The sequence below is a fragment of the Paraburkholderia sp. SIMBA_054 genome, assembly GCF_046534875.1.
GTDB lineage: Bacteria > Pseudomonadota > Gammaproteobacteria > Burkholderiales > Burkholderiaceae > Paraburkholderia > Paraburkholderia hospita.
Genome location: NZ_JAWRXV010000058.1, coordinates 25,290 through 51,996 on the forward strand (window position 1 = coordinate 25,290; position 26,707 = coordinate 51,996).

Annotated in this window: 22 protein-coding genes; 6 read left to right on the top strand and 16 right to left on the bottom strand. The window is 61.5% G+C overall.

Annotation, left to right across the window (positions count from 1 at the left end; translation table 11 throughout):
• Positions 1-2: 2 nt before the first annotated feature.
• Positions 3-896, bottom strand: a complete 894-nt coding sequence (locus tag SB822_RS42960) for a DMT family transporter (protein ID WP_410857527.1) — start codon at positions 894-896, stop codon at positions 3-5.
• 473 nt (positions 897-1,369) lie between these two features.
• Between SB822_RS42960 and SB822_RS42965 the strand changes: the two genes are divergently transcribed.
• The 3 genes from SB822_RS42965 (at position 1,370) to SB822_RS42975 (ending at position 4,978) form a co-directional block, all read left to right on the top strand.
• Positions 1,370-1,639 carry a DUF1488 family protein gene (locus SB822_RS42965; RefSeq protein ID WP_007745560.1) on the top strand — a complete coding sequence of 90 codons (270 nt, stop codon included), beginning with the start codon at positions 1,370-1,372 and terminating at the stop codon, positions 1,637-1,639.
• A 306-nt stretch (positions 1,640-1,945) separates the two neighbouring features.
• Entirely contained in the window at positions 1,946-3,445 is a 1,500-nt protein-coding gene (locus SB822_RS42970) for a SulP family inorganic anion transporter (RefSeq protein ID WP_007745561.1), read from the top strand.
• A gap of 84 nt (positions 3,446-3,529) precedes the next feature.
• Positions 3,530-4,978: an MFS transporter gene (locus tag SB822_RS42975; RefSeq protein WP_410857528.1), complete on the top strand. Its 1,449-nt coding sequence runs from the start codon at positions 3,530-3,532 to the stop codon at positions 4,976-4,978.
• A 106-nt stretch (positions 4,979-5,084) separates the two neighbouring features.
• Here the strand turns inward: SB822_RS42975 and SB822_RS42980 are convergent, their stop codons facing one another.
• The 12 genes from SB822_RS42980 to SB822_RS43035 all read right to left on the bottom strand — a co-directional run bounded on the left by SB822_RS42980 (position 5,085) and on the right by SB822_RS43035 (position 19,908).
• A complete protein-coding gene (locus tag SB822_RS42980) occupies positions 5,085-6,095 on the bottom strand; it encodes a DUF2891 domain-containing protein (protein ID WP_079487146.1) in 1,011 nt (336 codons plus the stop codon).
• 130 nt (positions 6,096-6,225) lie between these two features.
• Positions 6,226-7,530, bottom strand: a complete 1,305-nt coding sequence (locus SB822_RS42985) for an NAD(P)/FAD-dependent oxidoreductase (protein WP_410857529.1) — start codon at positions 7,528-7,530, stop codon at positions 6,226-6,228.
• Positions 7,530-8,825: an NAD(P)/FAD-dependent oxidoreductase gene (locus SB822_RS42990; protein WP_410857530.1), complete on the bottom strand. Its 1,296-nt coding sequence runs from the start codon at positions 8,823-8,825 to the stop codon at positions 7,530-7,532. Before SB822_RS42990 ends, SB822_RS42985 begins: the two co-directional genes overlap by 1 nt.
• A gap of 836 nt (positions 8,826-9,661) precedes the next feature.
• Positions 9,662-11,233, bottom strand: a complete 1,572-nt coding sequence (locus SB822_RS42995; protein WP_007743032.1) for a DUF3138 family protein — start codon at positions 11,231-11,233, stop codon at positions 9,662-9,664.
• A gap of 38 nt (positions 11,234-11,271) precedes the next feature.
• Positions 11,272-12,183 carry an ABC transporter permease subunit gene (locus SB822_RS43000; RefSeq protein WP_007743033.1) on the bottom strand — a complete coding sequence of 304 codons (912 nt, stop codon included), beginning with the start codon at positions 12,181-12,183 and terminating at the stop codon, positions 11,272-11,274.
• Positions 12,180-13,157, bottom strand: coding sequence for an ABC transporter permease subunit (locus SB822_RS43005; RefSeq protein ID WP_007743034.1), 978 nt, complete (start codon positions 13,155-13,157; stop codon positions 12,180-12,182). The genes SB822_RS43000 and SB822_RS43005 overlap by 4 nt, the downstream gene beginning before the upstream one ends.
• Complete coding sequence (locus SB822_RS43010) at positions 13,154-14,326, bottom strand: ABC transporter ATP-binding protein (RefSeq protein WP_410857531.1); 1,173 nt, start codon at positions 14,324-14,326, stop codon at positions 13,154-13,156. The genes SB822_RS43005 and SB822_RS43010 overlap by 4 nt, the downstream gene beginning before the upstream one ends.
• Before the next feature lie 213 nt (positions 14,327-14,539).
• Positions 14,540-15,661 carry a polyamine ABC transporter substrate-binding protein gene (locus SB822_RS43015; protein ID WP_007743037.1) on the bottom strand — a complete coding sequence of 374 codons (1,122 nt, stop codon included), beginning with the start codon at positions 15,659-15,661 and terminating at the stop codon, positions 14,540-14,542.
• Positions 15,662-15,748: 87 nt separating this feature from the next.
• Positions 15,749-17,185, bottom strand: a complete 1,437-nt coding sequence (locus SB822_RS43020; RefSeq protein WP_097218996.1) for an aspartate aminotransferase family protein — start codon at positions 17,183-17,185, stop codon at positions 15,749-15,751.
• A 34-nt stretch (positions 17,186-17,219) separates the two neighbouring features.
• The gene (locus SB822_RS43025) at positions 17,220-18,554 is read right to left on the bottom strand and encodes a glutamine synthetase family protein (protein WP_007743046.1); all 1,335 of its coding nucleotides are present in this window, start codon (positions 18,552-18,554) and stop codon (positions 17,220-17,222) included.
• A gap of 34 nt (positions 18,555-18,588) precedes the next feature.
• On the bottom strand, positions 18,589-19,377 hold the full coding sequence (locus SB822_RS43030) for a gamma-glutamyl-gamma-aminobutyrate hydrolase family protein (protein WP_176133820.1): 789 nt from the start codon (positions 19,375-19,377) through the stop codon (positions 18,589-18,591).
• Between the two features lie 306 nt (positions 19,378-19,683).
• Entirely contained in the window at positions 19,684-19,908 is a 225-nt protein-coding gene (locus tag SB822_RS43035) for a hypothetical protein (RefSeq protein WP_410857532.1), read from the bottom strand.
• Positions 19,909-20,328: 420 nt separating this feature from the next.
• On the opposite strand from SB822_RS43035, the gene SB822_RS43040 reads away from it, so the two are divergent.
• Both SB822_RS43040 and SB822_RS43045 read left to right on the top strand, forming a co-directional pair.
• A complete protein-coding gene (locus tag SB822_RS43040; protein ID WP_007743050.1) occupies positions 20,329-20,880 on the top strand; it encodes a cupin domain-containing protein in 552 nt (183 codons plus the stop codon).
• A gap of 97 nt (positions 20,881-20,977) precedes the next feature.
• Positions 20,978-22,471 carry an aldehyde dehydrogenase gene (locus SB822_RS43045; protein ID WP_079501790.1) on the top strand — a complete coding sequence of 498 codons (1,494 nt, stop codon included), beginning with the start codon at positions 20,978-20,980 and terminating at the stop codon, positions 22,469-22,471.
• Positions 22,472-22,499: 28 nt separating this feature from the next.
• Here SB822_RS43045 and SB822_RS43050 read toward each other — a convergent pair whose 3' ends face one another.
• Positions 22,500-23,714, bottom strand: a complete 1,215-nt coding sequence (locus tag SB822_RS43050; RefSeq protein ID WP_410857533.1) for an MFS transporter — start codon at positions 23,712-23,714, stop codon at positions 22,500-22,502.
• Positions 23,711-24,244, bottom strand: coding sequence for a MarR family winged helix-turn-helix transcriptional regulator (locus SB822_RS43055; protein WP_007743056.1), 534 nt, complete (start codon positions 24,242-24,244; stop codon positions 23,711-23,713). Before SB822_RS43055 ends, SB822_RS43050 begins: the two co-directional genes overlap by 4 nt.
• A 250-nt stretch (positions 24,245-24,494) precedes the next feature.
• Here SB822_RS43055 and SB822_RS43060 point away from each other — a divergent pair, with 250 nt between their 5' ends.
• Positions 24,495-25,043 carry a YMGG-like glycine zipper-containing protein gene (locus tag SB822_RS43060; RefSeq protein WP_009769703.1) on the top strand — a complete coding sequence of 183 codons (549 nt, stop codon included), beginning with the start codon at positions 24,495-24,497 and terminating at the stop codon, positions 25,041-25,043.
• Positions 25,044-25,096: 53 nt separating this feature from the next.
• Here the strand turns inward: SB822_RS43060 and SB822_RS43065 are convergent, their stop codons facing one another.
• Positions 25,097-26,638, bottom strand: a complete 1,542-nt coding sequence (locus tag SB822_RS43065; RefSeq protein ID WP_410857534.1) for an MFS transporter — start codon at positions 26,636-26,638, stop codon at positions 25,097-25,099.
• Positions 26,639-26,707: the final 69 nt, after the last annotated feature.

Sequence of the window (26,707 nt, forward strand, 5' to 3'; positions counted from 1 at the left end):
CATCACTCGGGCTCTGTCTGCGGCGCTTTGCGCCGCAGCGCCAGCGCGACGCCGCTCAACGTGAGCGCCATCGCCACGGCTTCTTTCCAGCCAAGCGGCTCGCCGAGCACGAGTGCCGCCGCAACGATGCCGATGATCGGCACCAGCAGCATGCCGATTGACGCGATCTGCGGAGGCAGATGACGCAAGGTTGCGAACCACGCGAGATAGCACACGCCCATCGGCACGAGCGTCATGTAGATCAGCACGGCCCAGCCGTCCGCGTGCAGCGACGCGAGCTCCGGGTGCTCGATCAGCAGCCCCGCGACGATCATCGGCGCGCAGCCGAGTCCGACCTGCCACGCGACGAGGCTGATGGGCGGGACGGGAATCGGCGTGCGCGCGATCACAGTGCCGAGCGCGAACAGCACGGCCGCCAGCAGCGCGAAGGCGATGCCCGCGATCTTGCCCGCGTCGAACGCCACACCGCGCCCGCCGAGCAGCACGACGACGCCAGCGAGACCGAGCAGCAGCGCGAGAAACTCGACGGTGGACGGCCTGCGCGACAGGACCGGCCACGCGAGCAGCATCGCCCAGATCGGCATGGTGTAGACCAGCAGCGCGCCTTCGCTGACGCTCAGCCATTTCATCGAGAGCGTCGAAAAGCCCATCCACGCGAAGACGTTCGTGCACGCCGCGAGCAGCAGGCGTGGCACGTACTCGCGCGGCACGCGTGGCCGCTCTCCCACGCACACAGCGACCACGCCGAGCAGGACGGACGCCGTCACGCCGGCAACACCGCGTGAAAACAGCGGCGGCCATTCGCGCAGCAGTACTTTCATGGCGGGCCAGTTGAGCGCCCATCCCGTTGCCGTAATCAGCAGATAGATGAGTCCCGTCCAGCGCGAATGCTTCATCGACTATTCGTATGAGTTCTTTTGAGAGCCTCGATCATACGAGGTTCTTCGATCACATGGATTTCTTCGTTAGATGCAACGTGACATATGGCGCAAACGATTGCGATGTATGCTTGACGAAGCGGGCACGCGTTACGCCGATTCGTTCGTGCGCAAAGTTTTCGTCAGACGGAAACGCTGCGATGCGCGTCGTGCGAGTGCGCACGAAACTGCGTGCGAAAGCAGCTGTCTGCCGTCGAGGGTCAACTGCACGATGGCCTTCAAAATGCGAACATCTCGGACGTTTTTTCATCGTTGGGTGTTGTACGGACCACGCGTACCGGCCGTACAAACGTTTGCATTGGGATGCGTCGAGGGTTCGCCCGAACTGATCGATGCCGAACGGGATGAGATAGTTTGAGTGCGGGAATGGGTGCTGGGTTCATGAAAGCAACACGAAACACTAGTAGATCGCAGCTCACGAGAGGCTGAACATGGAACAGTCCTTAAGCAACTTTGCGCTTTCGACTAACGGCCAAGCCGTGACTTTCGATATCGTCGTGCAAAAGCGCGCGATAGGCTGCGCGATTACGCGCGACGCGCTCGAACAGCATTTCTGGCTGGAACGCGGGGCGGACGAATCGCACCTCACGAAGGCGTTCGGCAACGGCCTGCGCCGTATCGCCGCTGTCGCCGAGCGCAAGGCGCTCGCGAAGGGCGCGACGCACGTGTTGATTACCGCAGACGATTTCGAATACCGCTAAAGAAGCGGCTGCCTTCACCGCACGCCACTGCGCGTGAGCCGCTGACCCTGTAAAATCGCGTGCGCTGCGCGAGAGCCGCGCACATCAGGCGTCCGGCTCGGGCTTGCCGCCACGAGCCTGTCATCTTTCCATCCCGTCCACCCTTGTGCCCAGCCGCACGCCATCTGGCTTGCGAACCGGTCGACGACGCGGCGTCCGTGCACGCCATGTCCGTCATGCACAACCAGGGTGCATCGCAATCCGTTCACCTGTGCTCGCGCGAGTGAGTGTTCCTCGACGGCACGCCCGATTCGTTCATACAACAAGATGCAAGACCGCAGCTTCAATGCCTCCCGCTTTTCCTCGCTTCGCGGCGACGTGCTCGCCGGCCTGACTTCATCGTTTGCGCTCGTGCCCGAATGCATTGCGTTCGCGCTTGTCGCGCACCTCAATCCGCTGATGGGCCTGTATGGCGCGTTCTTCATCTGCACGATCACGGCACTGTTCGGCGGCCGGCCGGGCATGATCTCGGGCGCGGCAGGGTCGATGGCCGTGGTAATCGTCGCGCTCGTCGTGCAGCATGGTCCGCAGTATCTGTTCGCGACCGTCGTGCTGGGCGGGCTGCTGATGATGCTGTTCGGCGCGCTGCGGCTCGGCAAGCTGATCCGGATGGTGCCGCATCCCGTGATGCTCGGCTTCGTCAACGGACTAGCGATCATCATCGCGATGGCGCAGTTCGAGCACTTCAAGCAAGCGTCGCCGCAGGGCAGCGTATGGCTGCACGGTCACGCGCTGTGGCTGATGGGCGGACTCGTCGCGTTGACGATGGCGATCGTGTACGGCTTGCCGCGTCTGACGAAAGCTGTGCCGCCCGCGCTTGCGGCGATTGTCGGCGTGGGCGTGCTGAGCCAGTTGCTGCATTTGCCGACGCGCACGCTCGGCGACATGGCGCACATTGCAGGCGGCCTGCCCGAATTCAGCATGCCAGGCGTACCGCTCGATCTCGACACGCTGCGCATCATCTTTCCGTACGCCGCATTGATGTCGATGGTCGGCTTGCTCGAAACGCTGCTCACGCTCAATCTCACCGACGAACTCACGGAATCTCGCGGACAACCGAACCGCGAGTGCATTGCACTCGGCGCCGCGAATATCGTGTCGGGCCTGTTCGGCGCGATGGGCGGCTGCGCGATGATCGGCCAGACCGTCATCAACCTCGGCTCAGGCGGGCGCTCGCGGGTGTCGGGCGTGACGAGCGGCGTGATGATCCTGCTCTTCATCCTGTTCCTGTCGCCGCTGATCGAGCGCATTCCGCTCGCGGCGCTGGTGGGCGTGATGTTCGTCGTCGCGCAGCAGACGTTTTCGTGGGGCTCGTTACGCGTGCTGAAGAAGGTGCCGCGCAGCGACGCGCTCGTGATCGTCGCGGTCACGATCATCACTGTGTTCACCGATCTCGCGACGGCCGTGCTGTGCGGCATCGTCGTTTCGGCGCTGAACTTCGCGTGGCAGCACGCGAGCGAGATTCGCAGCGAAACGCTCGACGACGCATCGGGCGAAACGACCCACGCGCCGCGCGGCACGCTGTTCTTCGCATCGACCGCGCATTTTCATGCGCTGTTCGAGCCGCATAACGACCCGGCCAACGTGACGCTCGATTGCCGCCATCTGCATTGCGCGGATCATTCGGCGATTGCGGCACTGGAAGCGCTGCACGCGCGCTACGCAAAGCTCGGCAAGCGCCTGCGCCTGATCAACCTCTCGGTACGCAACCGGCGTCTGTTGCAGCGGGCCGATGCCGGCGTGGTGATGCTGCAGGAAGGCAACTGACGCCTGCCAGCCGATGCGCGGCTACAATGCGAGCCTGGCCTGCATTCGAAGTCGCGGCAGGCCATCGACACAGGAGACAGAATAATGACAACGCAAGACCAGGCGGGCATCCCGCAGCCTGGGACCACGCAGACGAGTACGACCGCATCGTCGCATTCCGCCATCGACGCCGGCACAATCAGCGCGCGGCTCGACCGCTTGCCCGCGACGCGCTCGGTATGGAAGCTCGTCGTGATGCTGAGCCTTGGCTTCTTCTTCGAACTTTACGATCTGCTCTATACGGGTTACGTCGCGCCCGGCATCGTCAAGAGCGGCATTCTCACGTCGACCACGCAAGGGCTGTTCGGTACGACGGGCATCGCGAGCTTCATCGCGACGCTGTTTCTCGGGCTGTTCATCGGCACGATCGCATGTGGCTTTCTCGCGGACCGCTTCGGCCGCCGCGCGATCTTCACCTATTCGCTGCTGTGGTACACGGTCGCCAACGTCATCATGGCGTTTCAGGAGACGGCCACAGGGCTCAACTTCTGGCGCTTCATGGCGGGCCTTGGAATCGGCGTCGAGCTGGTGACGATCGGCACATACATCTCGGAGCTGGTCCCGAAGCACATTCGCGGCCGCGCATTCGCGTGCGAACAGGCGGTGGGCTTCATGGCCGTGCCTGTCGTCGCGTTTCTTGCGTGGCTGCTGGTGCCGCGCGCGCCGCTCGGGCTCGACGGCTGGCGCTGGGTCGTGCTGATCGGCGCGCACGGCGCGCTGTTCGTCTGGTGGATCCGGCGCAATCTGCCCGAAAGTCCGCGCTGGCTCGCGCAGCAAGGGCGCGTCGATGAAGCGGACCGCGTGATGCGCGCGCTCGAAGCGAAGGTCGAGGCCGAGTACGGCAGGCCGCTACCGCCGGCTGCGCCGCCCGTTCCCGTGCCGCCGAGCGGACATTTCAGCGACATGTGGGTGCCGCCTTATCGTAGCCGCACGCTGATGCTGAGCATCTTCAATATCTTCCAGACAGTCGGCTTCTATGGCTTCGCGAACTGGGTGCCGACGCTGTTGATCAAGCAGGGCATTACCGTGACGACGAGCCTTGCCTATTCGAGCGTGATCGCGCTCGCGGCGCCTGTCGGTCCCATCATCGGGCTTTTCATCGCGGACAAGTACGAGCGCAAGAGCGTGATCGTCGCGATGGCGGCGCTCATCATCGTGTGCGGACTGTGGTTCAGTCAGACCACGGCGGCCGCGCTGTTGATCTGTCTCGGCGTCGGGCTGACGCTGGGCAGCAATATCATGTCGTACAGCTATCACGCCTATCAGGCAGAGCTGTTTCCGACCAGCATCCGCGCGCGTGCAGTGGGCTTCGTCTATTCATGGAGCCGCTTTTCGGCGATTTTCACAGCGTTCTTTATTGCGTCGGTACTCAATTACTTCGGGTCGACAGGCGTGTTCGTGTTCATCGCGGGCGCAATGGCGATCGTGATGCTGGTGATCGGCGTGATGGGGCCGCGCACGCGCGGCGTTGCGCTCGAAGAGATCTCGCACTGATCGGCAACGCGCGTCTTTTGCTACCTGAAAAACGGAATGGCCAGTGTCTTCACAGACACTGGCCATTTTCAATTGCGCCGTGAACTGGTTGCGATCGCTACTTTCTCTATGCTTCGAGCGCGAGCGTAGCGAACGTGGCGAGCCAGTGCTCGCCCATATAGTCGCCCGCTACATGTTGCAACGCGGTTTCCAGATGAACGTCGGCGGCTTCGAAGAGCACGGCGCGGCGCGGATCGTCATTCGACAGCGCGCGCGCCAGCGACCGCTGGCACCACGCGCGGCTCAGGTTCAGCCCGTCGAGATGCGCGATCTTGCCGTCGCTGCGATCCGTGACGGTGGCGGGGACGAACAGCGTCGCGGGTTGGCGCTGCGTGAGATCGGGCAGAAAACGCTCGAACCAGCCGGCGAATTCGGCAGGCGGCAGCACGCGGCGCATCAACTCCGCTTCCATCAGCGAGGGCGACAGGAATTCGTCGCCCGATGGCTCCCACGCCTGGCATCCGGCGTCGTTCAGATACCAGCGCTTCGCCGTATCGACGACGAGGCGCGCAAGCGAATCGCGTTGCGTACGATGCGCGAAGTCGAGCGTAAGCGCCAGCGCGAACGCGGTGTTGAAATGCGTACCGACGCGCAGCGGATACGTCGCCTTCGGCAGAAACTCCTCGAAGCGTTCGACGAAAGCCGCCGTCAGCGGCTCGATGGTCTGTGCCCAGCGGTCGGCTTGCGGCAGCTTCAACGATGCGACCTGACCCGACAGCGCGAGCAGCCACGCCCAACCATACGGGCGCTCGAAGCCGCGGTTATGCGGCAGGTCGAGATACGCGCGTTCACCTGCGACGTTCTGCGCGGTGAAGTGCTCGTCGACGACGGCGACGATGCGCGGCGCTTCCGGCAACTCCGGAAAGCGTTCGATCAGATGCAACAGCAACCAGTAGCCATGCACGCTCGAGTGCCAGTCGTAGCTGCCATAGAAGATGGGGTGCAGCTCGCGCGGGCCTTGCACGTCCTGCGGCCCGGCGAGCGAATGCGTGAGCTTGTTCGGATACTCGCGCGTGAGGTGAGCCAGCGCGAGGCCCGCGAATTTCGATGCGATTTCAGAAGTGAGTACGGCAGTCATCGACGCCTCGTCGTAACGGGTTGTGGGTTACGGTAAGCCTTCAATGCGGGTGTGCCGCATCGAGGGTGAGGTGCACATTCTGCCTTTACTTAACCCGGTCTGTCATGTGCAAGCCGTGTTGCAATGCGATTCAGAACAGCTCGCGAATCCGGTGATAAAGCATCCCCAGTTCCAACGCGGGCCCGCGCAGCGCCGGGCCGCCGGGAAAGCGAGCGTGCCTGATGCGCGAGAACAGATCGAGCGCGGCCGTGTCGCCTGAGATCGCCTTTGCAATGACGCGCCCCGCAATGCCCGTCAGCGCCACGCCATGACCCGAAAAGCCTTGCACATAGAAGTAGTTCGGATCGATCGCGCCGAAATCGGGCGCGCGATTGCGGGTGATATCGACGAATCCGCCCCACGCAAATTCGATTTTCGTATCCGCGAGTTGGGGAAACACGGCGAGCATGCGCTTGCGGATATCCCCTGTCAGTTGCGCAGGGGATGCGCCCGTCGAACTCGCGCGTCCGCCGAACAGCACGCGATGATCCGCCGACACGCGAAAGTAGTCGAGGAAAAAGTTGTTGTCGCAGATCGCGGTCCGGTTCCTGATCAGTGCATCGGCGCGCGCGTTGCCGAGCGATTCCGTCGCGACGATATACGACGCGATGGGCGCGATGCGCGCGGCGATTGCAGCGGGCAACACATTGCCGAGCGTCGCGTTGCCGCACGCGGCGACGAAGCGGCAGCGCACTTCGCCCGTCGCGGTACGCACCATGGGCCGCGCGCCACGCACGACTTCGAGCACGGGCGAATGCGCGAAGAGTTGCGCGCCCTCGCGGCGCGCCGCATCGGCGAGACCGAGGCAATACTTGAGCGGATGCAGATGGCCGGACAACGCATCGTAGACGCCTGCCAGATAACGTTCCGACGCGATGCGTCCGCGCATGTCGCTAGCATCGACCCACGACAGATGCGGATAACCCCAGCGGTTTGTTGCCGCATCCATCCATGCACGCAGATCGGGGACGCGTTTCGCTTTGGTCGCGACCGTCATAAAGCCCGGCGTGAAATCGCATTCGATTCCATAGCGGTCGATCCTCTCGTGCACCAGCTTGACGGCATCGACCGACAAGGCCCACGCAGCGCGCGCGCCTTCGAGGCCGAGTTGCTTTTCGATGATCTCGTCTTTCGCAAAACCGGCGAGCATCTGACCGCCGTTGCGTCCCGACGCACCCCAGCCGGGGCGATGCGCATCGAGAACGACGACGGAAAGCCCGCGCGCGCGGCATTCGAGCGCCACCGACAATCCGGAGAAGCCCGCGCCGATGACGCAGACGTCGGCATCGAGCGAGCCTTCCAGCATTGGATCGTCCGCGAGCGGGCGCGACACTGTGGCTTCATAGTACGAGTTGCGGATCAGCGCATCCGCGCGGTGGTCGAGTGTTTCCGTCATCAGAGCCAGTCCTTCATTCGATACCAGGCCATTGCAAGCACGAGCGCGGGCGTGCGGAGCAGTGCGCCGCCGGGAAAGTCGCGATGGCGGATTTTACCGAACAGATCGAATCGCGACGCCTGGCCATGGATGGCTTCCGCGATCAGCTTGCCCGCGAGCCCGGTCGTATTGACGCCGTGTCCCGAGAAGCCTTGCGCGAAGTAGATGGTCGGCGCAAGCCGGCCGAAATGCGGAGCGCGGTTCATCGTGATGTCGACGAAGCCGCCCCATGCGTAGTCCACTTTGACATCGGCGAGTTGCGGGAAGGTTTTTAGCATGTCGCGGCGCATGGATTCGGCGAGATTGCGCGGCGCGAAAGTCGAATAGCTGACCTTGCCGCCCCAGAGCAGACGGTTGTCGGGAGCAGGGCGGAAATAGTCGAGCACGAAGCGGCTATCGCAGACGGCGGCGCGGGCGGGCATCAGCGCGGCGGCGCGGGCGGGGTCGAGCGGTTCCGTGGCGATTACGTAGGTGCCGACGGGCATGATCTTTCGGGATACTTGTGGCGCTAGCGCGCCGAGCCATGTGTTGCAGGCTAGCACTACGTAGTTGGCGCGCACTGTTCCTTGTGCTGTTTCGATCAGATGTGTGCTGTTTTCTTTGCGTAGTGTTGTGACGCAACTGTTTTCGTAGATGCGGACGCCACTTTCGACGGCTGCGCGGGCGAGGCCTAATGTGTAGTTGAGGGGATGCAGGTGGCCGCTGTCCGGGTCGAACAGGCCGCCGAGATAGCGGGACGATTGCACGTACTGGTCCATGTGCGCGCGTTCGATATACCGATATCGGTCGTGGTTGAAGCGTTTTTTTGCGTCATCGCGCCAGGTGCGTAGTGCGTCTACGTGTTTTGGTTTGTTGGCGGCTGTGAGGTAGCCCATCGTCAGATCGCAGTCTATGCTGTGCTTCGCTACGCGGTCTTTTACTATATCTAGCGTTTCTAAGCCCATTTCCCAGATGCGGTGGACGTCGGTCTCGGGCATGAATTTCGCGAATGTGTCTATGTCGCAGGCGAAACCGCCTATCAGTTGGCCGCCATTGCGGCCGCTCGCCGCCCAGCCTACTTTTGATGCTTCTAGCACCGCTACTGTGTGGCCGCGTTCCGCGAGATTCAATGCGGTTGAGATGCCGGTCAGGCCGGCGCCTATTACGCAGACGTCGACGGCTATGGTTTCATCCAGCGGTGGATGATGCGTGCCGTCGTTGGTGGTTGCTGCGTACCACGATGCTGTGTGAGGTTGGGAGTTGAGGTTTTCTGGCATGGGCGAGATGTTGTTGGTTGGTGTTTTGGTCTTTGCGCTGGCATCCGCGCTTTGCCTTCGTGGCGCGGCCGGTTTGGTTTGCTCGTGTTTTCGCTGGCATCCGCGCTATGCCTTCGTGCTTCACGCGTCGCCCCTGTGCGGGGCGGCACCTACTTTTCTTTGCCGCCGCAAAGAAAAGTAGGCAAAAGAAAGCGGCTCACACCGCCAGTTCTAGTTCCTGCCTGAGGGCCCCCAACCGGTCCCTCGCTTCACACGGCAACCACGTGACTCATGTTTGTTGCCAACGCTCTTAATTGACGCATCACCCGCTTCACGCGCCCGCGTCGCCGCATGCCGTGCCAGACATTCCTCTGCCGCCCAGGTGGCAAACTGTGTGTAGGCCGCAGCACTGCACACGCCTCACTTCGGACCGATAGCGCGCGCATACCTCCATGTAAGAGCGCCAAGCTATACGACGCGACAACCTACACACAGTTTGCCACCTGGGCGGCACAAACCATTCGCTGCCGCTCGCCCGTGTATGGGAGTTCGAAGCGGGTGAGGCGTTTATTCGAAGCGTTGGCAACGCGCGCCAATAGAGATGTTGCCGTGTGAAGCATAAGACCGGTTGGGGTCCCTCAGGCAAACACACGTGCTGGCGGTGTTAGCCGCTTTCTTTTGCCTACTTTTCTTTGCGGCGGCAAAGAAAAGTAGGTGCCGCCCCGCACAGGGGCGACGCGTGAAGCACGAAGGCATAGCGCGGATGCCAGCGAGAACACCGGCAAACCACCATAACTCGGATGCCAGCGACGCCCCAGGCACACCAATCAAGAAGCGTCGCAGACATAAAATCACCCTCAGAAAGAGTAAATAAACTGCGTAGCCAGCAAATCATTCGACTTGCTATAAGACCCATCATTCCGCAAGAACACGCTCTGATTCGCCCAGTCGTGGCGATATTCCACCTTGACGGTAATCTGCTGCGTCGGGAAGAACAACAGATCCAGCGCGACATCCTGACGGTTAGCCCCCTTGCACTCAAACCCAAGGCCACCATTGGCCTTCGAGTTAGCTAGACAATCAGCACCGATACCGAACCCGTTATTCACATCCATACCATTGGAATTCAACGCAATCCCACCACCGCCACCACCATTCTTGCTATTAACGAGCAAGTCATACCGCAAAGTCGCACCCATGCGACCCACCACAGGCATATTGAACTTCCGATGCGCGAGCAGTGACAGACCATACCACTGCGCCTGGCCGCCGTTAAACGCCGCATTCTGCTGCTGACCATAATCGAGTTCGGCGTTGTACTGCACATCCGCCAACGTATAAGTCGCGTCGACTTCGCCAAAGAAGAACGTCCCGCCCGAGCTAGGCGCCTGCCCACCCACGCCATAAGTGACATTGCCTGTCGCCGGATCGACGGCACTCGGCAGCGTCTGACGCCCAATATTGAACGAGCCACCAATATCCAGCGCACTGGACCACGTATAGTCAGCACGCGCAGTAAACGTCGGAATCTTGTTGCTCGTCGTGATCGGATCGCCCAACGCATTCGTGCCCGTCTGCGTGACGGCACCATACGTGCGGTACTGTTCATTGCCAACAAAGAACTTCCACGCCCAGTTGCCCGCCGTATAGTTCGCACCGACGCCGACATAGCTGCCTGGATCGGAGAAGTCATACAGCAGGTTGTGCGTGAGCGTAAGCATCTGGTTCGATTGCTGCACTTCATAACCGCCAAAGCTCGGAATCAAACCAGCGACGAACGTCGTCGACCCCGTCAGCGGCACAGTGACGACGGCCGTGTTCAGGATGTTGTTGCCAATGTCGCCATGCGAGTTCTGCAGCAGCGTGATGCCGTTGCCGCGGTTCGGCATCAGCGTGATTTCCGCCGACGGCGCCATCGGCCCGACACCGAACGTCTTCTTGATGTCGAGATACAGATCGCCGAACGTGCTGTTGTAGTAGTTGTACACGCTCTCGTGATTCGCGAACAGGAACGACGACGAACTCTGCGCGCGGTTATAGATGTACGTCGGGTCGATATAGCCCGTCACCGAAAGACCTGCAATCGGCCCCGTCTGCGCCGCGTCTTCCAGCGAATCCACCTTCAACTGCTGATTCGCGATCTGCTGCTTGATCGTGGTCAGGTCGTCGTTGCTGATGTTCGCGGGCGCCCGGCCGTAATCGGGAGAAGTGATATCAGCCGGGGCGGCGGCCAATGCGGGCGTAGTGGCTGTGCCCACAGCAGGCTTCGCTGCAGGCGCGGTGGCCACTTGCGCACGCAATTCCTTCACTTCTTTTTGTAGCGCGTTCAGTTGTTGCTGAAGCGCCTTGATCTGTGCGCTGGTCGAGTCCGCAAAAGCGGCACCCGGCAGAGCCCCCGCTACCAGCAGACAGATAAGTTTCTTTCTCATGCAATTTTCTCCTTGTTTGTCGTATTGCGAAGAACTTCTTATGCGTTGGCCGTATCGAGCGTGTTGGTCGCCACGGGAGGGCGTGTGGTTGTCGAATGAGCATCGGCGGCGTCGGCTATCGCGAACGCCATCTGCATGTCGCGCGTGCGCTTGCGGTCGCGCATCAGCATCCATTGATTGACGACGATCACGCCAATCGTCACGGCCGTGATGAAGAGCGTGGCGAGTGCATTCATTTCCGGGTTCAGGCCGAGACGCACGCGCGAGAACACGACGAGCGGTAGCGTCGTCGAGCCTGGGCCGGACAGGAACGCGGAGAGCACGAGATCGTCGACAGAAAGCGTGAACGACAGCAGCCAGCCGGACAGCAAGGCCTGCGAGATCAGCGGCAGCGTGATGACGAAGAACACCTTGAACGGTGTCGCGCCGAGATCGAGTGCCGCTTCTTCGAGAGACCTGTTCAGTTCCTTGATGCGCGACTGCACGATGATCGCGACATACGAAACACACAGCATTACGTGGCCGATCCACATCGTCAGCACGCCGCGTCCCTTGGGCCAGCCGATCATCTGCTCCAGCGCGACGAAGAGCAGCAGCAGCGAAATGCCCTGAATCACTTCGGGAATCACCAGCGGCGCGTTGATCATGCCCGCGAAGAACGTGAAGCCGCGAAAGCGCCCAAAGCGCGCGAGCACGAAACCCGCCCACGTGCCGATCACCACGGACGCGCACGCCGTCATCAAGCCGATCTTCAGCGAAAGCCACGCGGCCGTGAGCAGTTCGTCATCGTGCAGTAGCGCGCCATACCATTTCAGCGAGAAGCCGGACCAGACGGTGACGAGCTTCGACTCGTTGAACGAGAACACGACGAGGCTGATGATCGGTATGTAGAGAAAGAGAAATCCGAGCGTCAGCACCGTGGCGGACAAAGGCTTGTTCGGCTTGATCATTTCGCGCCCTCCAGTTCCTTAACCTGGTAGTACTGGAATACGGCCATCGGCACGAGCAATAGCAGCACCATCGCCACCGTCACGGCGGATGCCATCGGCCAGTCCATGTCGTTGAAGAACTCATCCCACATCACGCGGCCGATCATCAGCGTGTCCGCGCCGCCGAGCAGTTCCGGTATCACGTACTCGCCGACGGCGGGAATGAACACGAGCAGCGACCCCGCGATAATCCCGTTCTTCGACAGCGGCAACGTGATTCGCGTAAACGCCGTCCACGGTTTTGCACCGAGGTCGTAGGCGGCTTCGAGCAGCGTCAAATCCATCTTCACGAGATGCGCGTAGAGCGGCATCACCATGAACGGCAAGTACGAATAGACCATGCCGATATAGACGCCGATATCCGTGTGATAGAGACGAAAGGGCGATTGAATCAGGCCCAGCGCGATCAGCGTGTGATTGAGCAGGCCGTCGTCTTTCAGAATGCCGATCCACGCGTACACGCGAATCAGGAACGACGTCCAGAAGGGCAGCATCACGGCCATCATCAGCAGGTTGCGCGTAGCGGGTGCCGAGCGCGCGATGTAATACGCGATCGGATAGCCGATCAGCAGGCAACAGATAGTCGAGACCGCGGCCATCTTCAGTGAGCTGAGATACGTTGCGACGTACAGGCTGTCCTGCAACAGGAACGCGTAGTGGCTCAGTTGCAGCGCGAAATGCACCACGCCATCTTTGACGCTGATGAGTTCCGTATAAGGCGGAATGCCGAGGCGCAAATCGGCAAAACTGATCTTCAGCACCAGCACGAACGGCAGCGCGAAGAACACCGCGAGCCAGATGAACGGAATGCCGATCACGGTGCTGCGGCCCGAAGGCAACAGCTTCGCGAGGCTCTGCTTGAACGATGCGAGCGCGGGGCTTGCATTCGTGGCGGCGCCCAGTTGCGCCGCAGAGGTTTGGGCGGGATTTCTCATTGCGTCAGCACCACGCCGCTCGAAGGCGACCAGGAGACGAACACGTCGTCGTTATAGGCGGGCGCACCTTCGCTCATCAGGTGCGAGCTGGACAGATTCGACATGACGGTCTTGCCGCTCGGCAGGCGCACGTGGTACAGCGAATAACTGCCCATGTACGCGACATCCGTCACGACGCCGCGCGCCCAGTTGTGCGCCGCGCCGGGTTTCTCACGCGTCACGCGCACGCGTTCGGGGCGCACCGAAATACCGACGGGCATGCCAAGCGGCCCCGTTACGCCGTGGCTCACGTACATGCGCGACTCAAGGTCTTCGCTTTCGACAAAGATGTGATCGGGTTCGTCTTCGACGACGACGCCTTCGAACAGATTGGTGGAGCCGATGAACTCGGCGGAAAAGCGGCTATTCGGAAACTCGTAGACCTGTGTCGGCGAACCGATCTGCACGATGCGGCCTTCGCTCATCACGGCGAGTCGGCTCGCCATCGTCATCGCTTCTTCCTGATCGTGCGTGACCATCACACAGGTGACATCGACTTTCTCGATGATGTTCACAAGTTCGAGCTGAGTCTTCTGACGGATCTTCTTGTCGAGCGCGGACATCGGCTCGTCGAGCAGCAACAGCTTGGGGCGCTTGACGAGCGAACGCGCGAGCGCGACGCGCTGCTGCTGTCCGCCGGATAACTGATGCGGCTTGCGCTTTGCGTATTTCGTCATTTGCACGAGATTCAACGCATCGGCGACGCGCTCCCTGATCTCGTTCTTCGGCGTACCTTCCTGTTTGAGGCCGAACGCGACATTCGATTCGACCGTCATATGCGGAAAGAGCGCATACGACTGGAACATCATGTTCACGGGGCGGCGATAGGGCGGTAAGGCCGCGAGATCTTCGCCGTCGACAAAGATCTTGCCGGACGTGGCCGTCTCCAGGCCCGCCAGCATGCGCAACAGCGTGGACTTGCCGCAGCCCGAACTGCCGAGCAGCGCGAACAGTTCGTTCTTCGCGATGCTCAGGTTGACGTTGTCGACAGCCGTGCTGTCGCCGAACTTCTTCACGACGTTTTCGATGCGAACGAATTGATCCGTCTTCTCGTTCGTCGCCGAAGTCGCGTTCGTCATCGCGGGCTGCGTGGCCGCTTTCGCTGCTTGCGTGGTGTGCATCGTATTCATATGTGACCGTTCTTTGCGGATCGCAGGCACGAACGGGCCCTGGCGAGGCGCGCGAAGCGCTCGCAGGTGTCGTGCTGCAATCGGGGAAACATGGGGCTGCGCGCAAGACGCAGACTGACTGCGCTACTGCTCTACGAAGAGGGATCGAGCGATCCCTCTTCGTTTCATTCAGTTCCCTTTCATGTCCCTGAAAACCGGCGTTGACTCACAAATTCAATGACCGGTTTTCAGTTGCGCCCACAGGCGGTTTTCGAGCCGCAGAATTTCCGTCGGCATCGGTTTCATCAGCGTCATCTTGGCGATCACGTCGTCGGCCGGATAGACCGTCTGATCCTGCGCGACAGCCGGGGTGACGAACTGGCGCGCGGCGCGATTGGCGGTGGGGTAGAACACTTCGTTGGTAATGGCTGCATTGTTCTTCGCGTCCGAAATGAAGTTGATCCACTTCATCGCGGCTTCGGGATGCGGTGCGTCCTTCGGCACGACCATCACGTCGAACCACAGCAGGCCGCCTTCCTTCACGTTGGAAAACTTGACTTCATACGAGCGTTTCGCTTCCTGCGTGCGGCGCCGCGCGATACCGACGTCGCCCGACCAGCCGACGACCACGCAAACGTCGTTATTCGCGAGGTCGTTGATGTAGCCCGACGAATTGAACTGCGTGATGTACGGGCGGACTTTCTTCAGCACTTCGTACGCCGCCTGATAGTCGCCGGGGCTTGTGCTGTTCGGGTCCTTGTGCATGTATTGCAGCGTCGCGGCGAATACATCGACGGCCTGATCGAGGAACGACACGCCACAGCTCTTGAGCTTCGACATGTTGGCGGGATCGAACACGAGCGCCCAGCTATCGACAGGTGCATTCGCGCCGAGTACTTTCTGCACGGCCTGCACGTTGTAGCCAATGCCGTCCGTGCCGTAAGCCCACGGCACGCCGTACTGGTTGCCCGGGTCGGCGTCGGAGATCAACTTCATCAGCGTCGGGTCGAGATTCTTCAGATTCGGCATCTGCGATTTGTCGAGCTTCTGGTAGACGCCGGCCTGAATCTGCTTGGCCATATAGTTCGACGTCGGCACGACGATGTCGTAGCCCGAGCTGCCTGCGAGCAGCTTGGCCTGCAACGTGTCGTCGCTGTCGTAGTTGTCGTACTTGACCTTAATGCCCGTCTGTTTCTCGAAGTTCGGAATCGTGTCCTTCGCGATGTAGTCGGACCAGTTATAGACGTTCAGTTCGGTATCGGCCGCTTGCGCTGCCGTGCCCGACAGTGCGGCAATGCCCGTCACGACTACCAGCGCGGCCCCCGCGACCGCATGACGAAGATGACAAACGCTCATGTTGATTTCCCTTGAAGGTAAAAGTCCGGCGTGAGCGTGTGTCGCGTTCGATGCGTCACGGCGCCCGCGCCGGTGGTCTGACTGCCGTTACGAAAGCCCTAGCTGTTGTGCAGTTGCGTCGATGGCCTTTTTCGCCTTCGCGACGATCTCGTCGATCTCGCTCTTCGTGACGACGAGAGGCGGCGAGAGCAGCATGCGGTCGCCCGTGGCGCGCATGATCAGGTTGCCGTTGAAGCAGAAGTCGCGGCAGATCGTGCCGACCTCGCCGCCATTCTCGAAGCGCTTTCTGGTCTTCGGGTTCTGGGCGAGCTGGATGCCCGCAACGAGTCCCGCACCCGCCACTTCACCGACGATGGGATGATTCGCGAACGTCTCGCGCAGCGACTGCTGGAAATACGGGCCGGTGTCGTTCTTCACGCGCTCGACGATCTTCTCGTCGCGCAACAGCCTCAGGTTCGCGACCGCGACAGCGGCGGCGACGGGATGGCCGGAATACGTGAGCCCGTGATTGAAGTCGCCGTTCTCGATGATCGCTTTGGCGATGCGGTCGTGCAGGCCGACGGCGCCCATCGGGATATAGCCGCTCGTCAAACCCTTCGCCATCGTGATGAGGTCCGGTTCGAAGCCGAAATACTGATGCGCGAACCATTCGCCCGTGCGGCCAAAGCCGCCGATCACTTCATCGGCGACAAGCAGCACGTCGTACTTGCGGCAGATGCGCTGGATTTCCGGCCAGTAGGTAGAAGGCGGAAAGATCACGCCGCCCGCTCCCTGGAAAGGCTCACCGATAAACGCCGCGACGTTCTCGGCGCCAAGCTCGAGAATTTCCGTTTCGAGCTGGCGCGCACGCTCGAGGCCGAATTCTTCCGGCGTCATGTCGCCGCCTTCGCCGAACCAGTACGGTTGATCGATATGCACGATGTGCTCGACCTGAGAAGGCATCTGCTCGTGCATATAGCCCATGCCGCCGAGCGTGCCGCCCGCGATGGTCGAGCCGTGATAGCCGTTCTTGCGCGAGATGACGAACTTTTTCAGCTTCTGTCCTTGCGTCGCCCAATACTGATGGACGATGCGCAGCACCGTATCGTTGCCTTCCGAGCCGCTATTGCAATAGAAGAAGTGATTGAACGGCGCGGGCGTCAATTCGGCGAGCAACGCCGACAGTTCGATCACGGGCGGATGCGTGGTCTTGAAGAACGTGTTGTAGAAGGGCAGTTCCTGCAACTGCTTGTACGCTGCGTCCGCGAGTTCTTTACGGCCATAGCCGACGTTCACACACCACAGTCCCGCCATGCCGTCGATGATCTTGTTGCCATCGGAGTCCCACAGATAGACGCCTTCCGCCTTGACGATCACGCGGCTGCCCGCGCGATTGAGCGCGCCCATATCGGAGAACGGGTGAATATGATGCGCGGCATCGAGCGCGCGGTATTCAGCCGTGCTGCGTTGCTGTTGCGAAGTACTTGCCTTCGCGGCCGGTTGCGCAGGCTGCACGTAAGCGATGTCTTCTGTTCTGTAACTCATGTTGCCTCCAGTTGTTTTGCGGATGACGCCGGACTCAGACGTGCAGCAGCAAATGCTTGCGTTCCCACGAACTGATCACGCGGAAAAACGCTTGGTATTCGGTTTCCTTCAGCGCGAGATACGCCTTGATGAACTGTTCGCCCATGATTTCGGACAGCGGCTCGCACGCGCCCATCAACGTGAGTCCTTCTTCGAGATTGCGCGGCAACTGGTACGGCAATTCATAGCCGTCGCTGGTGAGCGGCTCGGTCGGCGTGAGTCGCTGCGTCATGCCGAGATAGCCGGCCGCGAGCGTGCCCGCAATCGCGAGGTACGGATTGCAGTCCACGCCCGGAATGCGGTTCTCGATGCGGCGCGCCTGCGGGCTCGAATACGGAATTCGGAAGCCGACCGTGCGGTTGTCGTAACCCCATTGCACGTTGATCGGCGCAGCCATGAAGCGCGACAGCCGCCGATACGAATTGATGTAAGGCGCGAAGATCGGCATCAACGCGGGCGTGTACTTCTGCAGGCCGGCGATGTACTGGTTGAAAAGATCGGTCGGCTTGCCGTCGCTGCCCGTGAACAGGTTCTGGCCCGTTTCTTCATCGACGAGGCTTTGATGCACGTGCATCGCGGAACCGGGTTCGTTCTCCATCGGCTTCGCCATGAACGTCGCGTACATGTGGTGACGCAGCGCCGCTTCGCGCACCGTGCGCTTGAAAAGGAATACCTGGTCCGCGAGCTTGAGCGGATCGCCGTGCAGGAAGTTGATTTCCATCTGCGCGGCGCCGACTTCGTGAATCAGCGTGTCGACTTCGAGTTCCTGAATGTCGCAGTACTCGTAGATATCTTCGAAGAGCGGATCGAATTCGTTCACGGCTTCGATCGAATACGCCTGGCGTCCTGTTTCGGGACGGCCCGTGCGCCCGACGGGCGGTTGCAAGGGCAGGTCGGGGTCCTTGTTCATGTCGACCAGATAGAACTCCAGCTCCGGCGCGATGACGGGCTTCCAGCCCTTGGCCTTGTAGAGATCGAGCACGTGGCGCAGCACGCGGCGCGGCGAGATCGCGACGGGCGTGCCGTCGAAATGCACGCAGTCGTGAATCACCTGCGCGGTGGGATCGACGGCCCACGGAATGATGCGGATCGTCGACGGATCGGGCACGCACACCATGTCGGGATCGGTGACACCCGTGAGTGAGCCATCCTCGGGATATTCGCCCGTCACCGTCTGGATCATCACGGCTTGCGGCAGGCGCATGGATTCGCCAGATTCGAACTTGCTGCGCGGAATGATCTTGCCGCGCGCGATCCCTGCCATGTCGGGAATGATCGCTTCGATTTCGGTGATGTGATGCTTCTTCAGAAACTCGTCAATGTCATGCATGATCGTTCTCTCTGTTTTTTGCGCAGAACGGGGATCAGATATGTGCGCTTGCAGCCGCTGCTGAACCCGTCCTCATGCGCATTCGATCGCGGCACGCCGCGCCGAACGCACGGAAGATCGCTGTCGATAGCGCGTCGCTCGCGTGTTTCCATTCCGGGTGCCATTGCACACCCAGCGTGAAGGCGCGCGCATGCGTCACGCTGATCGCTTCGATCAATCCGTCCGGCGCGTGGGCTTCGGCCGTGAGGCCGTCGCCGAGCCGCTCGACGCCCTGGCCATGCAGTGAATTCACGCGCACTTCGCTTGCGCCGCCGGCGAGCTTCTGCAACAGCCCGCCTTGCAGTAGATGCAGCGCATGCGAAGGCCCGTACTGCACGTCGAGGTCGTCTTCCTTGTTCTCGCGGTGGTCGTCATAGCCGTCCACCGTTTGAACGCTTTGATGCAGCGTTCCGCCGAATACGACATTCATTTCCTGAAAGCCACGGCAAATAGCGAGCACGGGGATGCCTGCGTCGATTGCGGCGCGCAACAGCGGCAGCGTCGTCGCGTCGCGTGCGGCGTCGTGCAGGGTGCCGGGCGCGCTCGCATGGCCGCCATAACGATGCGGCTCGACATTCGAATAGCTGCCCGTAAACAGCAGACCGTCGATATGCGCGAACAGATCTTCCGGCGCCTGTCTGTCGCCCAACGCGGGCAGCAGCATCGCAAGCGCTTGCGCGCCATCGACCACGGCCGCGATGTACTTCTCGCCGGCCACATGCGACGGATGCAGACCCATCATCGTTCTGTCGGCCGTGATGCCGACTAAAGGTTTCATTTGCATGACTAACTGGTATTCGTCGTTGACTGCAGGAACGCGGCAAATCATGGTGTGCGTACGCGCGGCACGATTCCGCAACCATGCGCGGAGCGCAAAGCTACTGGAAGGGTGCTTGCGTGGCAGCGTCGTCAGCGGATCGCGCCGCGCGTAGCAAACAGATACGCTGTCCGGTTCGCTCCGATGCGCGCGATCGCAGGCGTGCATCGGAGCGTGTCCGGCTTAGGGACGAGCGCAACCGAAGACGCAGCGCGATAACGCGTGCGAAGCATCGACCCGCAAGCGGGCCTGACAGCGACAGGTGGAAAGGCGCTAGGGCAACAGCGATGCGACTTCGTCGGTACGAACCGCGATGAACGCACGCGCTGAAATAGAGTTGTGACGACGAACGGAACGGCGCGACAGGATCGTGAAGACGGACAGAAAGCGGCGAAACGCAAGCCTGCCGTTGCTGCCGTCGGCGATGGCGTTGTCAGCGCGAAGACACCTCGCGAACTGACTACGATCCCACCTAACCAAAGGGCCTCGGACTCTCACGATTACACTCGACTGGCACGTTGAAAGTATTGAACGCCCCGTTCGGAAAACGCGTCGAACGTTTAAAGAAACGGGACGTCAGGTTGTTACCTGTAACGCATTCTTTACCCGTTGCTTCTGCGATGAATCGGGTTGCCGCAGCGAGTAATCGAATCAGGAAACATCGACCTGTAGTTCAGGATATACGAGTCAAAAAGGCCGTCAAAGTCTTTTTACGAAACTTTGATGAGGGCTTACCCTGAGCCATCTGTGCACAATAAAGTCAACTTTGAAGCCTGTAGATGCGTAAAAATTTCGTTTCGCTTTCAGGGTTTTCCCCAGAGGCGGTCAATTTAAAGTGATTAGAATATTCAACACACGCGCGTGCTATTCGAATGCTGCGCTTTTCGTGAAGTACTACCCGTTTCCATGAGTGCGTCGATGTCAATTGAAGTGGCAACCCGCCTGCAGTACATCCGTAAAAAGCACGGTCTTTCGCAGCGGGAGCTGGCGAAACGGGCGGGCGTGACGAACGGCACGATTTCGCTGATCGAGCAGAACCGCGTGAGTCCTTCCGTCGGCTCGCTGAAGAAGCTGCTCGAATGCATACCGATGAGTCTCGCCGAATTCTTCACATTTGAAATCGAGGCCGATCGCACCGTGGTGTCGCGCCGCGCGGAGATGCCGAATCTCGGCAATGAGCAGATCGAGTTCTATCTGGCGGGCGCGAGTGTCAAGGATCGCAATATGGGCATCATGCGCGAGGTGTATCAGCCGCTCGCGGATACGGGCCCGGAAATGCTGCAGCACGCAGGGCACGAGGGCGGCGTCGTGGTCAGCGGTCAACTCGAATTGACCGTCGACAGTACGACGTGGCTGCTCGACCCCGGCGACAGCTATTACTTCGAAAGCCGCTTACCGCATCGTTTTCGCAATCCCAGCGCGCAGCAGGTGTGCGAAGTCGTGTCGGCCAATTCGCCGCCCACTTTCTGATTTTTTCGCACACCGCTTCGCGTCAACGCGTTTCGCGCGGCATCGCATCGCGCATGCCGGATGCACTGCGCAGAACGCTTAACATTGAGGCATCCTGATGGACAAGACGACATTGGCTTACTGGCAGGAAAAGGCAGCGACGCTCGCAATCGAAGGGCGCGCGTTTATCGACGGCGAGTATCGGCAGGCCGAAAGCGGGCGCACGTTCGACTGCGTGAGTCCCATCGACGGCAAGGTACTCGTGAAAGTAGCCGATTGCGGCGAGGCCGACGTGAACGCTGCCGTGCGCGCCGCGCGGCATGCATTCCATAAAGGCGTATGGTCCGGCCTCAATCCACGTCAGCGTAAAGCGAAGCTGCTCAAATGGGCGGCGCTGATGCGCGAGCATCTCGACGAACTCGCGTTGCTCGAAACGCTCGATGCGGGCAAGCCGATCGGCGACACGACCAGCGTCGACGTACCGGGCGCGGTGTATTGCGTCGAATGGTTTGCGGAAGCGATCGACAAAGTGGGCGGCGAAGTCGTGCCCGCCGATCATCATCTGGTCGGCCTCGTGACGCGCGAGCCGCTCGGCGTCGTCGCAGCGGTGGTGCCGTGGAATTTCCCGATCCTGATGGCATCGTGGAAATTCGGGCCCGCGCTCGCGGCGGGCAATAGCGTCGTGCTCAAGCCTTCGGAGAAATCGCCGTTGACGGCGATTCGCGTCGCGCAGCTCGCGCATGAAGCGGGCATTCCCGCAGGTGTGTTCAATGTGGTGCCGGGTGGCGGCGAGCCGGGCAAGCTGCTCGCGCTGCATCACGATGTGGATTGCCTCGCGTTCACGGGTTCGACGAATGTCGGCAAGCTGATCATGCAATACGCTGGGCAGTCGAACCTGAAACGCGTGTGGCTGGAACTGGGCGGCAAGTCGCCGAATATCGTGCTGCCCGATTGCCCCGATCTCGACCGCGCAGCTAAGACAGCAGCGGGCGCGATCTTCTACAACATGGGCGAAATGTGCACGGCGGGTTCGCGTCTGCTCGTGCATCGCGACATCAAGGACGTGTTCCTCGACAAGCTGGTCGCGGCGGCGCGCAGCTATGCGCCGGGCAATCCGCTGGACCCGAAGACGTCGATGGGCGCAATCGTCGATCAGGTGCAGCTCGATCGCGTGCTGGGTTATATCGAAGCAGGGCGGGCCGAAGCGAAGCTATTGCATGGCGGTGCGCGCGTGCAGCAGGAAAGCGGCGGCTTCTATATCGAGCCGACTGTTTTCGATGTGCCGAAACCCGATGCGAAGATCGCGCGTGAAGAGATCTTCGGGCCGGTGCTGTCGGTGATTACGTTCGATACGATCGACGAAGCCGTGCAGATCGCCAATGACAGCGACTACGGTCTCGCCGCCGCCGTGTGGACAGCAAACCTGACCACGGCGCACGAAGTGTCGCGGCGTCTGCGCGCGGGTACCGTGTGGGTCAATTGCTATGACGAAGGCGGCGATATGAACTTCCCGTTCGGCGGCTACAAGCAGTCGGGCAATGGCCGCGACAAGTCGTTGCATGCTCTCGAAAAGTACACAGAGCTGAAGTCGACGCTGGTGCGTTTGCGCTGAGCGAAACGCGGCGCGCGCCCCACGGTTATCAGGAAGAGACCGAAGGCGCGCGCTGCCGCGCCTGCCGGTGCCCTTCACGCATGCCGAGCGTGTAGATCATTAGCGCGCCGCTCATGATCGCGAGTTGCCACATCAACAGATCGTTGCCGAGAGCCTTCATCGCAGACCCGGCAAAGAGCGGCCCGGCGATCGAGCATGCAGTGAAGGCGAGCGACAGCACGCGCATGTTGCGGGTTATCGCGAGTTTGTCGCTGCACGCGGCCGCATACATGCCGAGCGTGATGTACGCGCTGTTCATGCCGCCGAGCAGCAGCGCGGCTCCGACATAGGCGAGCGACGCGGACGGCGCGAACGAAAACGCGACGATAGCCGCCGTGCTGGTCAATGCGCAGACGATCACCGTTGCCGCGAGACCGGCGCGATCCGCGAGCCAACCAACGGGAAATTGCAACACCATGCCGCCGATACCGAAGCACGCGAGCATCGTCGCGGTTTGCGTGGCCGTGAGTCCTCGGCTGTCGGCGAAGAGCGGAAAGAGCCCGTAGAGCGCACCGTCACCGATGCCGCCGACGGCAATCGTAACGAGGCCGAGGCAAACAATCGGCTCCAGTTCGAGGCGCTTGCCGCGAGCGACCTGTGGCTCCAATACAGGTTGAGGCGCGGACGAACGCGTGAGCCACAACGGAATAGCGGCAGCGAGCGTCAGCAGCGAACCCGACACGAACACCAATGTGCCGCTCACGCCCCCGTAGACCGCGAGCGCAGGCGCAAGCACGCCCGCCGATGCGATCAAGGTTTCGTGAACGCCGACCACCTTGCCGCTCTTGTCGGCGGGCACGAGACTGTAGAGCCAGGTTTCGTTCGCGATCCAGCGCAAGCCAATGCCGAGTCCCGTCAGCATGCCGGGCAATATCCACGCAGGCCAGGACAAGGCGCCGAACGATGCATACGCTATCAGCGAAGCGGCGAGCCCCAGCGTCACCGTCAGCTTCGATCCGATGCGTTCGATCAGACGCGGCGCGAACCACAGTCCGACGAACATGCCCGCCCATTGCGCTGCGGCGAAGAGTCCGGCGCGCGGTGCATCGAGCCCTTGATGCGCGAGCCACACGGGCAAGACCATGAAGCCGATGCCGAACTGGCCGATCTGCGAGAGCGTCGAGACAGCCGTCAGCGCGGCCACCGCGCGCCAGCCCACGGGCGGAGCGTTCAAGCGGATCGCGTCTATATCGGCGGCGCTCATGATGCGCTCCGCTCCGGCATCGGCAGCCCCTGTTCGCGGCACTCGACGGGGCAGCCAGCCTTCAGGCATGGCTTGTCGTCGCAGAAGCGGCAAAGCTGCATCGCGTGCGGCGAGTCGCGCGTTTCGTTCCAGAGTATCTTGATCAGCAGACCTTCGAACACGTCGCGCTCGCTTTCGTCGAGCCTCGCGGCGATGCGTTCGAGCATGCGCCCGCGCGCGGTGCGCAAGCGGTTCGCTTCGCGGCGCCCGGTAGCCGTGAGAGCCAACGCAACCGAGCGCTTGTCGCTGCCCGCCTTCTTTTCGACGAGGCCTGCATCGACGAGTCCCGCTACCGCGCGCACGGCGGCGGGATGCGAGAGGTCGACGGCATCGCGCAGCAGTTCGATCGACGAGTCGGGGTACTGGCCGATTGCATTGAGTATTGCGCGCGCGGTCGAACCGGCCAGCGCGGGAATGCTGGGTTGTGCGTTTAGTTCGTCCGTCACCAGAAGGGCGAGCACGCCGAGCAGATTTTCCATGCGCCGGGTCATCGCGTCACCTCAATGTGTGCGCTATGCATATGTGCATGATGCACATATCTGGCCGCGATTTCAAGGTGAATTCCGCTGACCCTTTTTTACTTTTTGCGCGTTGCGCCAGGTCAAAGTGCAGAAATATCCAGTAACGGATTCGTAACTCAATCCTAAGTCTATTGGACTATTGTTCTTCTATTGGACATTGGCATTTTTCATTGGCAGGTCGACGAACATGTACAAGACTCAGGTCACAAGAAAGGTCGCAATGCCGACGGTCCTCGTCGGGGTGTTGCTCGCAATGGGCGGTTGTGCCGTCATCCCGCCCAGCGGGCCGAGCGTGGTTGCGCTGCCGCGCAAGGGCGAGCCGCTCGAACAGTTCCAGCAGGACGACTACACGTGCCGCGACTACGCGTACCGCAGCACGGACGCCAATGGTGCATCGCAGGCGGCCACCAACAACGCGGTGGGCAGCGCGGCTGTCGGCACGCTGGGCGGTGCGGCTGTCGGCGCGCTGATCGGCGCGGCAGCGGGCAATCCGGGTGCCGGCGCGGCAATCGGCGCGGGCAGCGGCTTGCTGGTCGGCGGCGCGGCGGGCGCGAACGGCGCGTCGTATTCGGCTTATGGCCTGCAGGCGCGCTACGACGCGGCTTACGCGCAGTGCATGACGTCGAAGGGCAACACCATCTCGCAGCCGCCCGCGCCCGTCTATGCGACGCCGCCTGCATACTACGCGCCGGGCCCCGTCTATTACGCGCCGCGTCCTTATTACTATGCCCCGCCGGGCGCCGTTTACGCGCCGTATCCTTATTACTGATCTGCACGTCTGGAAAGCGTGAGCGCGTCATCCGCGCTCACGCTTTTTTTGTATCAATCCGTGCGTTGCGTAGATGTCGCCGCGCGCGCCTCTTGCAGCTTCGAACGGGTCGGGTTCGTCATCGCGCCGAACGTTACGAAGCTCGCCGCCGCGAGCAGCCACGCGCCCACGCCTCCATACAGCATCACCCAGCCGAAGCCGTGCACGAGCGCATCGTGCGCGATCTTGGCGTCGAGCGCGACGACATGGCCCGCCGCAATGGCAGCGCTTGTCGCGTGAATCTGCGCGGCGTCCTGCGCGCCTGACCACGCGCGGGACAGAGATGCATCGACGCCCGCCACCAGCACGAACCCCATCAACGCGATGTTGATGGCGAGCGAGATCATCCGCGCGCTCATGTCGATGCCCGAGGCCATGCCGGCGCGTGCCGTCGACACAGCGCCCGTCGTGGTGTTCGTCACGGTCGTGTTGGTGAGGCCGAGTCCGACGCCAGCAATCACGCAGCCGGGCAGCATCGTCATCCAGTTGGCGTGCTCGGCGCCGCTGCCGATACGCATCAGCATGAAGCCGAGCCCGATCGTGAAGAGCCCGCCGGGAATCACGAAACCCGGCTGATAGCGATGCGCGAGACGTTCCGCGACGGGCGGCACGACCAGCGTGGGCAGCGTATAGGCGAGTAGCGCGAGTCCCGCGTGCAGATCGTCATAGCCCAGTGCGTTATGAAAGTACACGGGCAGATAGATCATGAAAGGCCAGAAGCTGAAATTCATCGCAGCCGATCCGATCAGCGCGCCCGAAAACTTGCGGATGCGAAACACGGAGAAGTCGAACATCGGATGCGCGCTCATGTTCTCGGCGACGAAGAACGCGATCAGGCAGAGCGCGCTCGCTGCGACGATGCCAAGCGCAGGCAGGCTCGCGAAGCCGAAGTCCGCGCCCTGGGTGATATAGAAGGCGACGCCGAACACGGCGAGCGACAAGGTCACGACGCCCGCGATATCGAGCTTCTGCGCATGCGGATCGCGCGATTCGCTTACGCCGCTGATGGCGAGCGCGATCGTCGCGAGCGCCAGCGGCGCGTGCACGAGAAACACCCACTGCCAGCCGGTCAGCGCGACCGTCGCGCTGCCGATAATCGGCCCAAACCCCAGCCCGATGCCGAAGATGATGCCCCACGCGGCGAACGCCTTGACGCGCTCATGTCCCTGCTGGAACTGATGCGACAGCACGGCGACCTGGCAGATCAGCATCGCGCCGCCGCTCGCGCCTTGCAGGAAGCGGCCCGCGATCAGTACGGCCATGTTCGACGCCAGGCCGCACAGCAGCGACGTAATGCCGAACAGCGCAATGCTGACGACGAACACGCGCTTGCGGCCGAAGCGGTCCGCGAGCGTGCCCGTCGCCATCAGGACAGTCGTGCAGGCAATCGTGTACGCGTTCATGACCCATTGCATGTCCTTGAAATCGCCGTGCAGCAGATGTTCGAGCGCCGGCAGGATCGCGGGGACACTGGAAATCTCGAGCCCGAACATCAACGACGAAAGGCAGGCGGCGAGCAGCGCAAGGGTGTTCTTGCGCGGACGAAGAGGCTGCATGAGCTGAATCCCGTTGCGGTAGATGAACGGCTAATATATCGGGAACATCAGTCCCGATTGACGAGGAAA

What these genes read in the sequence shown, in the direction of transcription:
- SB822_RS42960 (WP_410857527.1), bottom strand. Translation starts at nt 896, where the DNA reads ATGAAGCATTCGCGCTGGACGGGACTCATCTATCTGCTGATTACGGCA.
- SB822_RS42965 (WP_007745560.1), top strand. Translation starts at nt 1,370, where the DNA reads ATGGAACAGTCCTTAAGCAACTTTGCGCTTTCGACTAACGGCCAAGCC.
- SB822_RS42970 (WP_007745561.1), top strand. Translation starts at nt 1,946, where the DNA reads ATGCAAGACCGCAGCTTCAATGCCTCCCGCTTTTCCTCGCTTCGCGGC.
- SB822_RS42975 (WP_410857528.1), top strand. Translation starts at nt 3,530, where the DNA reads ATGACAACGCAAGACCAGGCGGGCATCCCGCAGCCTGGGACCACGCAG.
- SB822_RS42980 (WP_079487146.1), bottom strand. Translation starts at nt 6,095, where the DNA reads ATGACTGCCGTACTCACTTCTGAAATCGCATCGAAATTCGCGGGCCTC.
- SB822_RS42985 (WP_410857529.1), bottom strand. Translation starts at nt 7,530, where the DNA reads ATGACGGAAACACTCGACCACCGCGCGGATGCGCTGATCCGCAACTCG.
- SB822_RS42990 (WP_410857530.1), bottom strand. Translation starts at nt 8,825, where the DNA reads ATGCCAGAAAACCTCAACTCCCAACCTCACACAGCATCGTGGTACGCA.
- SB822_RS42995 (WP_007743032.1), bottom strand. Translation starts at nt 11,233, where the DNA reads ATGAGAAAGAAACTTATCTGTCTGCTGGTAGCGGGGGCTCTGCCGGGT.
- SB822_RS43000 (WP_007743033.1), bottom strand. Translation starts at nt 12,183, where the DNA reads ATGATCAAGCCGAACAAGCCTTTGTCCGCCACGGTGCTGACGCTCGGA.
- SB822_RS43005 (WP_007743034.1), bottom strand. Translation starts at nt 13,157, where the DNA reads ATGAGAAATCCCGCCCAAACCTCTGCGGCGCAACTGGGCGCCGCCACG.
- SB822_RS43010 (WP_410857531.1), bottom strand. Translation starts at nt 14,326, where the DNA reads ATGAATACGATGCACACCACGCAAGCAGCGAAAGCGGCCACGCAGCCC.
- SB822_RS43015 (WP_007743037.1), bottom strand. Translation starts at nt 15,661, where the DNA reads ATGAGCGTTTGTCATCTTCGTCATGCGGTCGCGGGGGCCGCGCTGGTA.
- SB822_RS43020 (WP_097218996.1), bottom strand. Translation starts at nt 17,185, where the DNA reads ATGAGTTACAGAACAGAAGACATCGCTTACGTGCAGCCTGCGCAACCG.
- SB822_RS43025 (WP_007743046.1), bottom strand. Translation starts at nt 18,554, where the DNA reads ATGCATGACATTGACGAGTTTCTGAAGAAGCATCACATCACCGAAATC.
- SB822_RS43030 (WP_176133820.1), bottom strand. Translation starts at nt 19,377, where the DNA reads ATGCAAATGAAACCTTTAGTCGGCATCACGGCCGACAGAACGATGATG.
- SB822_RS43040 (WP_007743050.1), top strand. Translation starts at nt 20,329, where the DNA reads ATGTCAATTGAAGTGGCAACCCGCCTGCAGTACATCCGTAAAAAGCAC.
- SB822_RS43045 (WP_079501790.1), top strand. Translation starts at nt 20,978, where the DNA reads ATGGACAAGACGACATTGGCTTACTGGCAGGAAAAGGCAGCGACGCTC.
- SB822_RS43050 (WP_410857533.1), bottom strand. Translation starts at nt 23,714, where the DNA reads ATGAGCGCCGCCGATATAGACGCGATCCGCTTGAACGCTCCGCCCGTG.
- SB822_RS43055 (WP_007743056.1), bottom strand. Translation starts at nt 24,244, where the DNA reads ATGACCCGGCGCATGGAAAATCTGCTCGGCGTGCTCGCCCTTCTGGTG.
- SB822_RS43060 (WP_009769703.1), top strand. Translation starts at nt 24,495, where the DNA reads ATGCCGACGGTCCTCGTCGGGGTGTTGCTCGCAATGGGCGGTTGTGCC.
- SB822_RS43065 (WP_410857534.1), bottom strand. Translation starts at nt 26,638, where the DNA reads ATGCAGCCTCTTCGTCCGCGCAAGAACACCCTTGCGCTGCTCGCCGCC.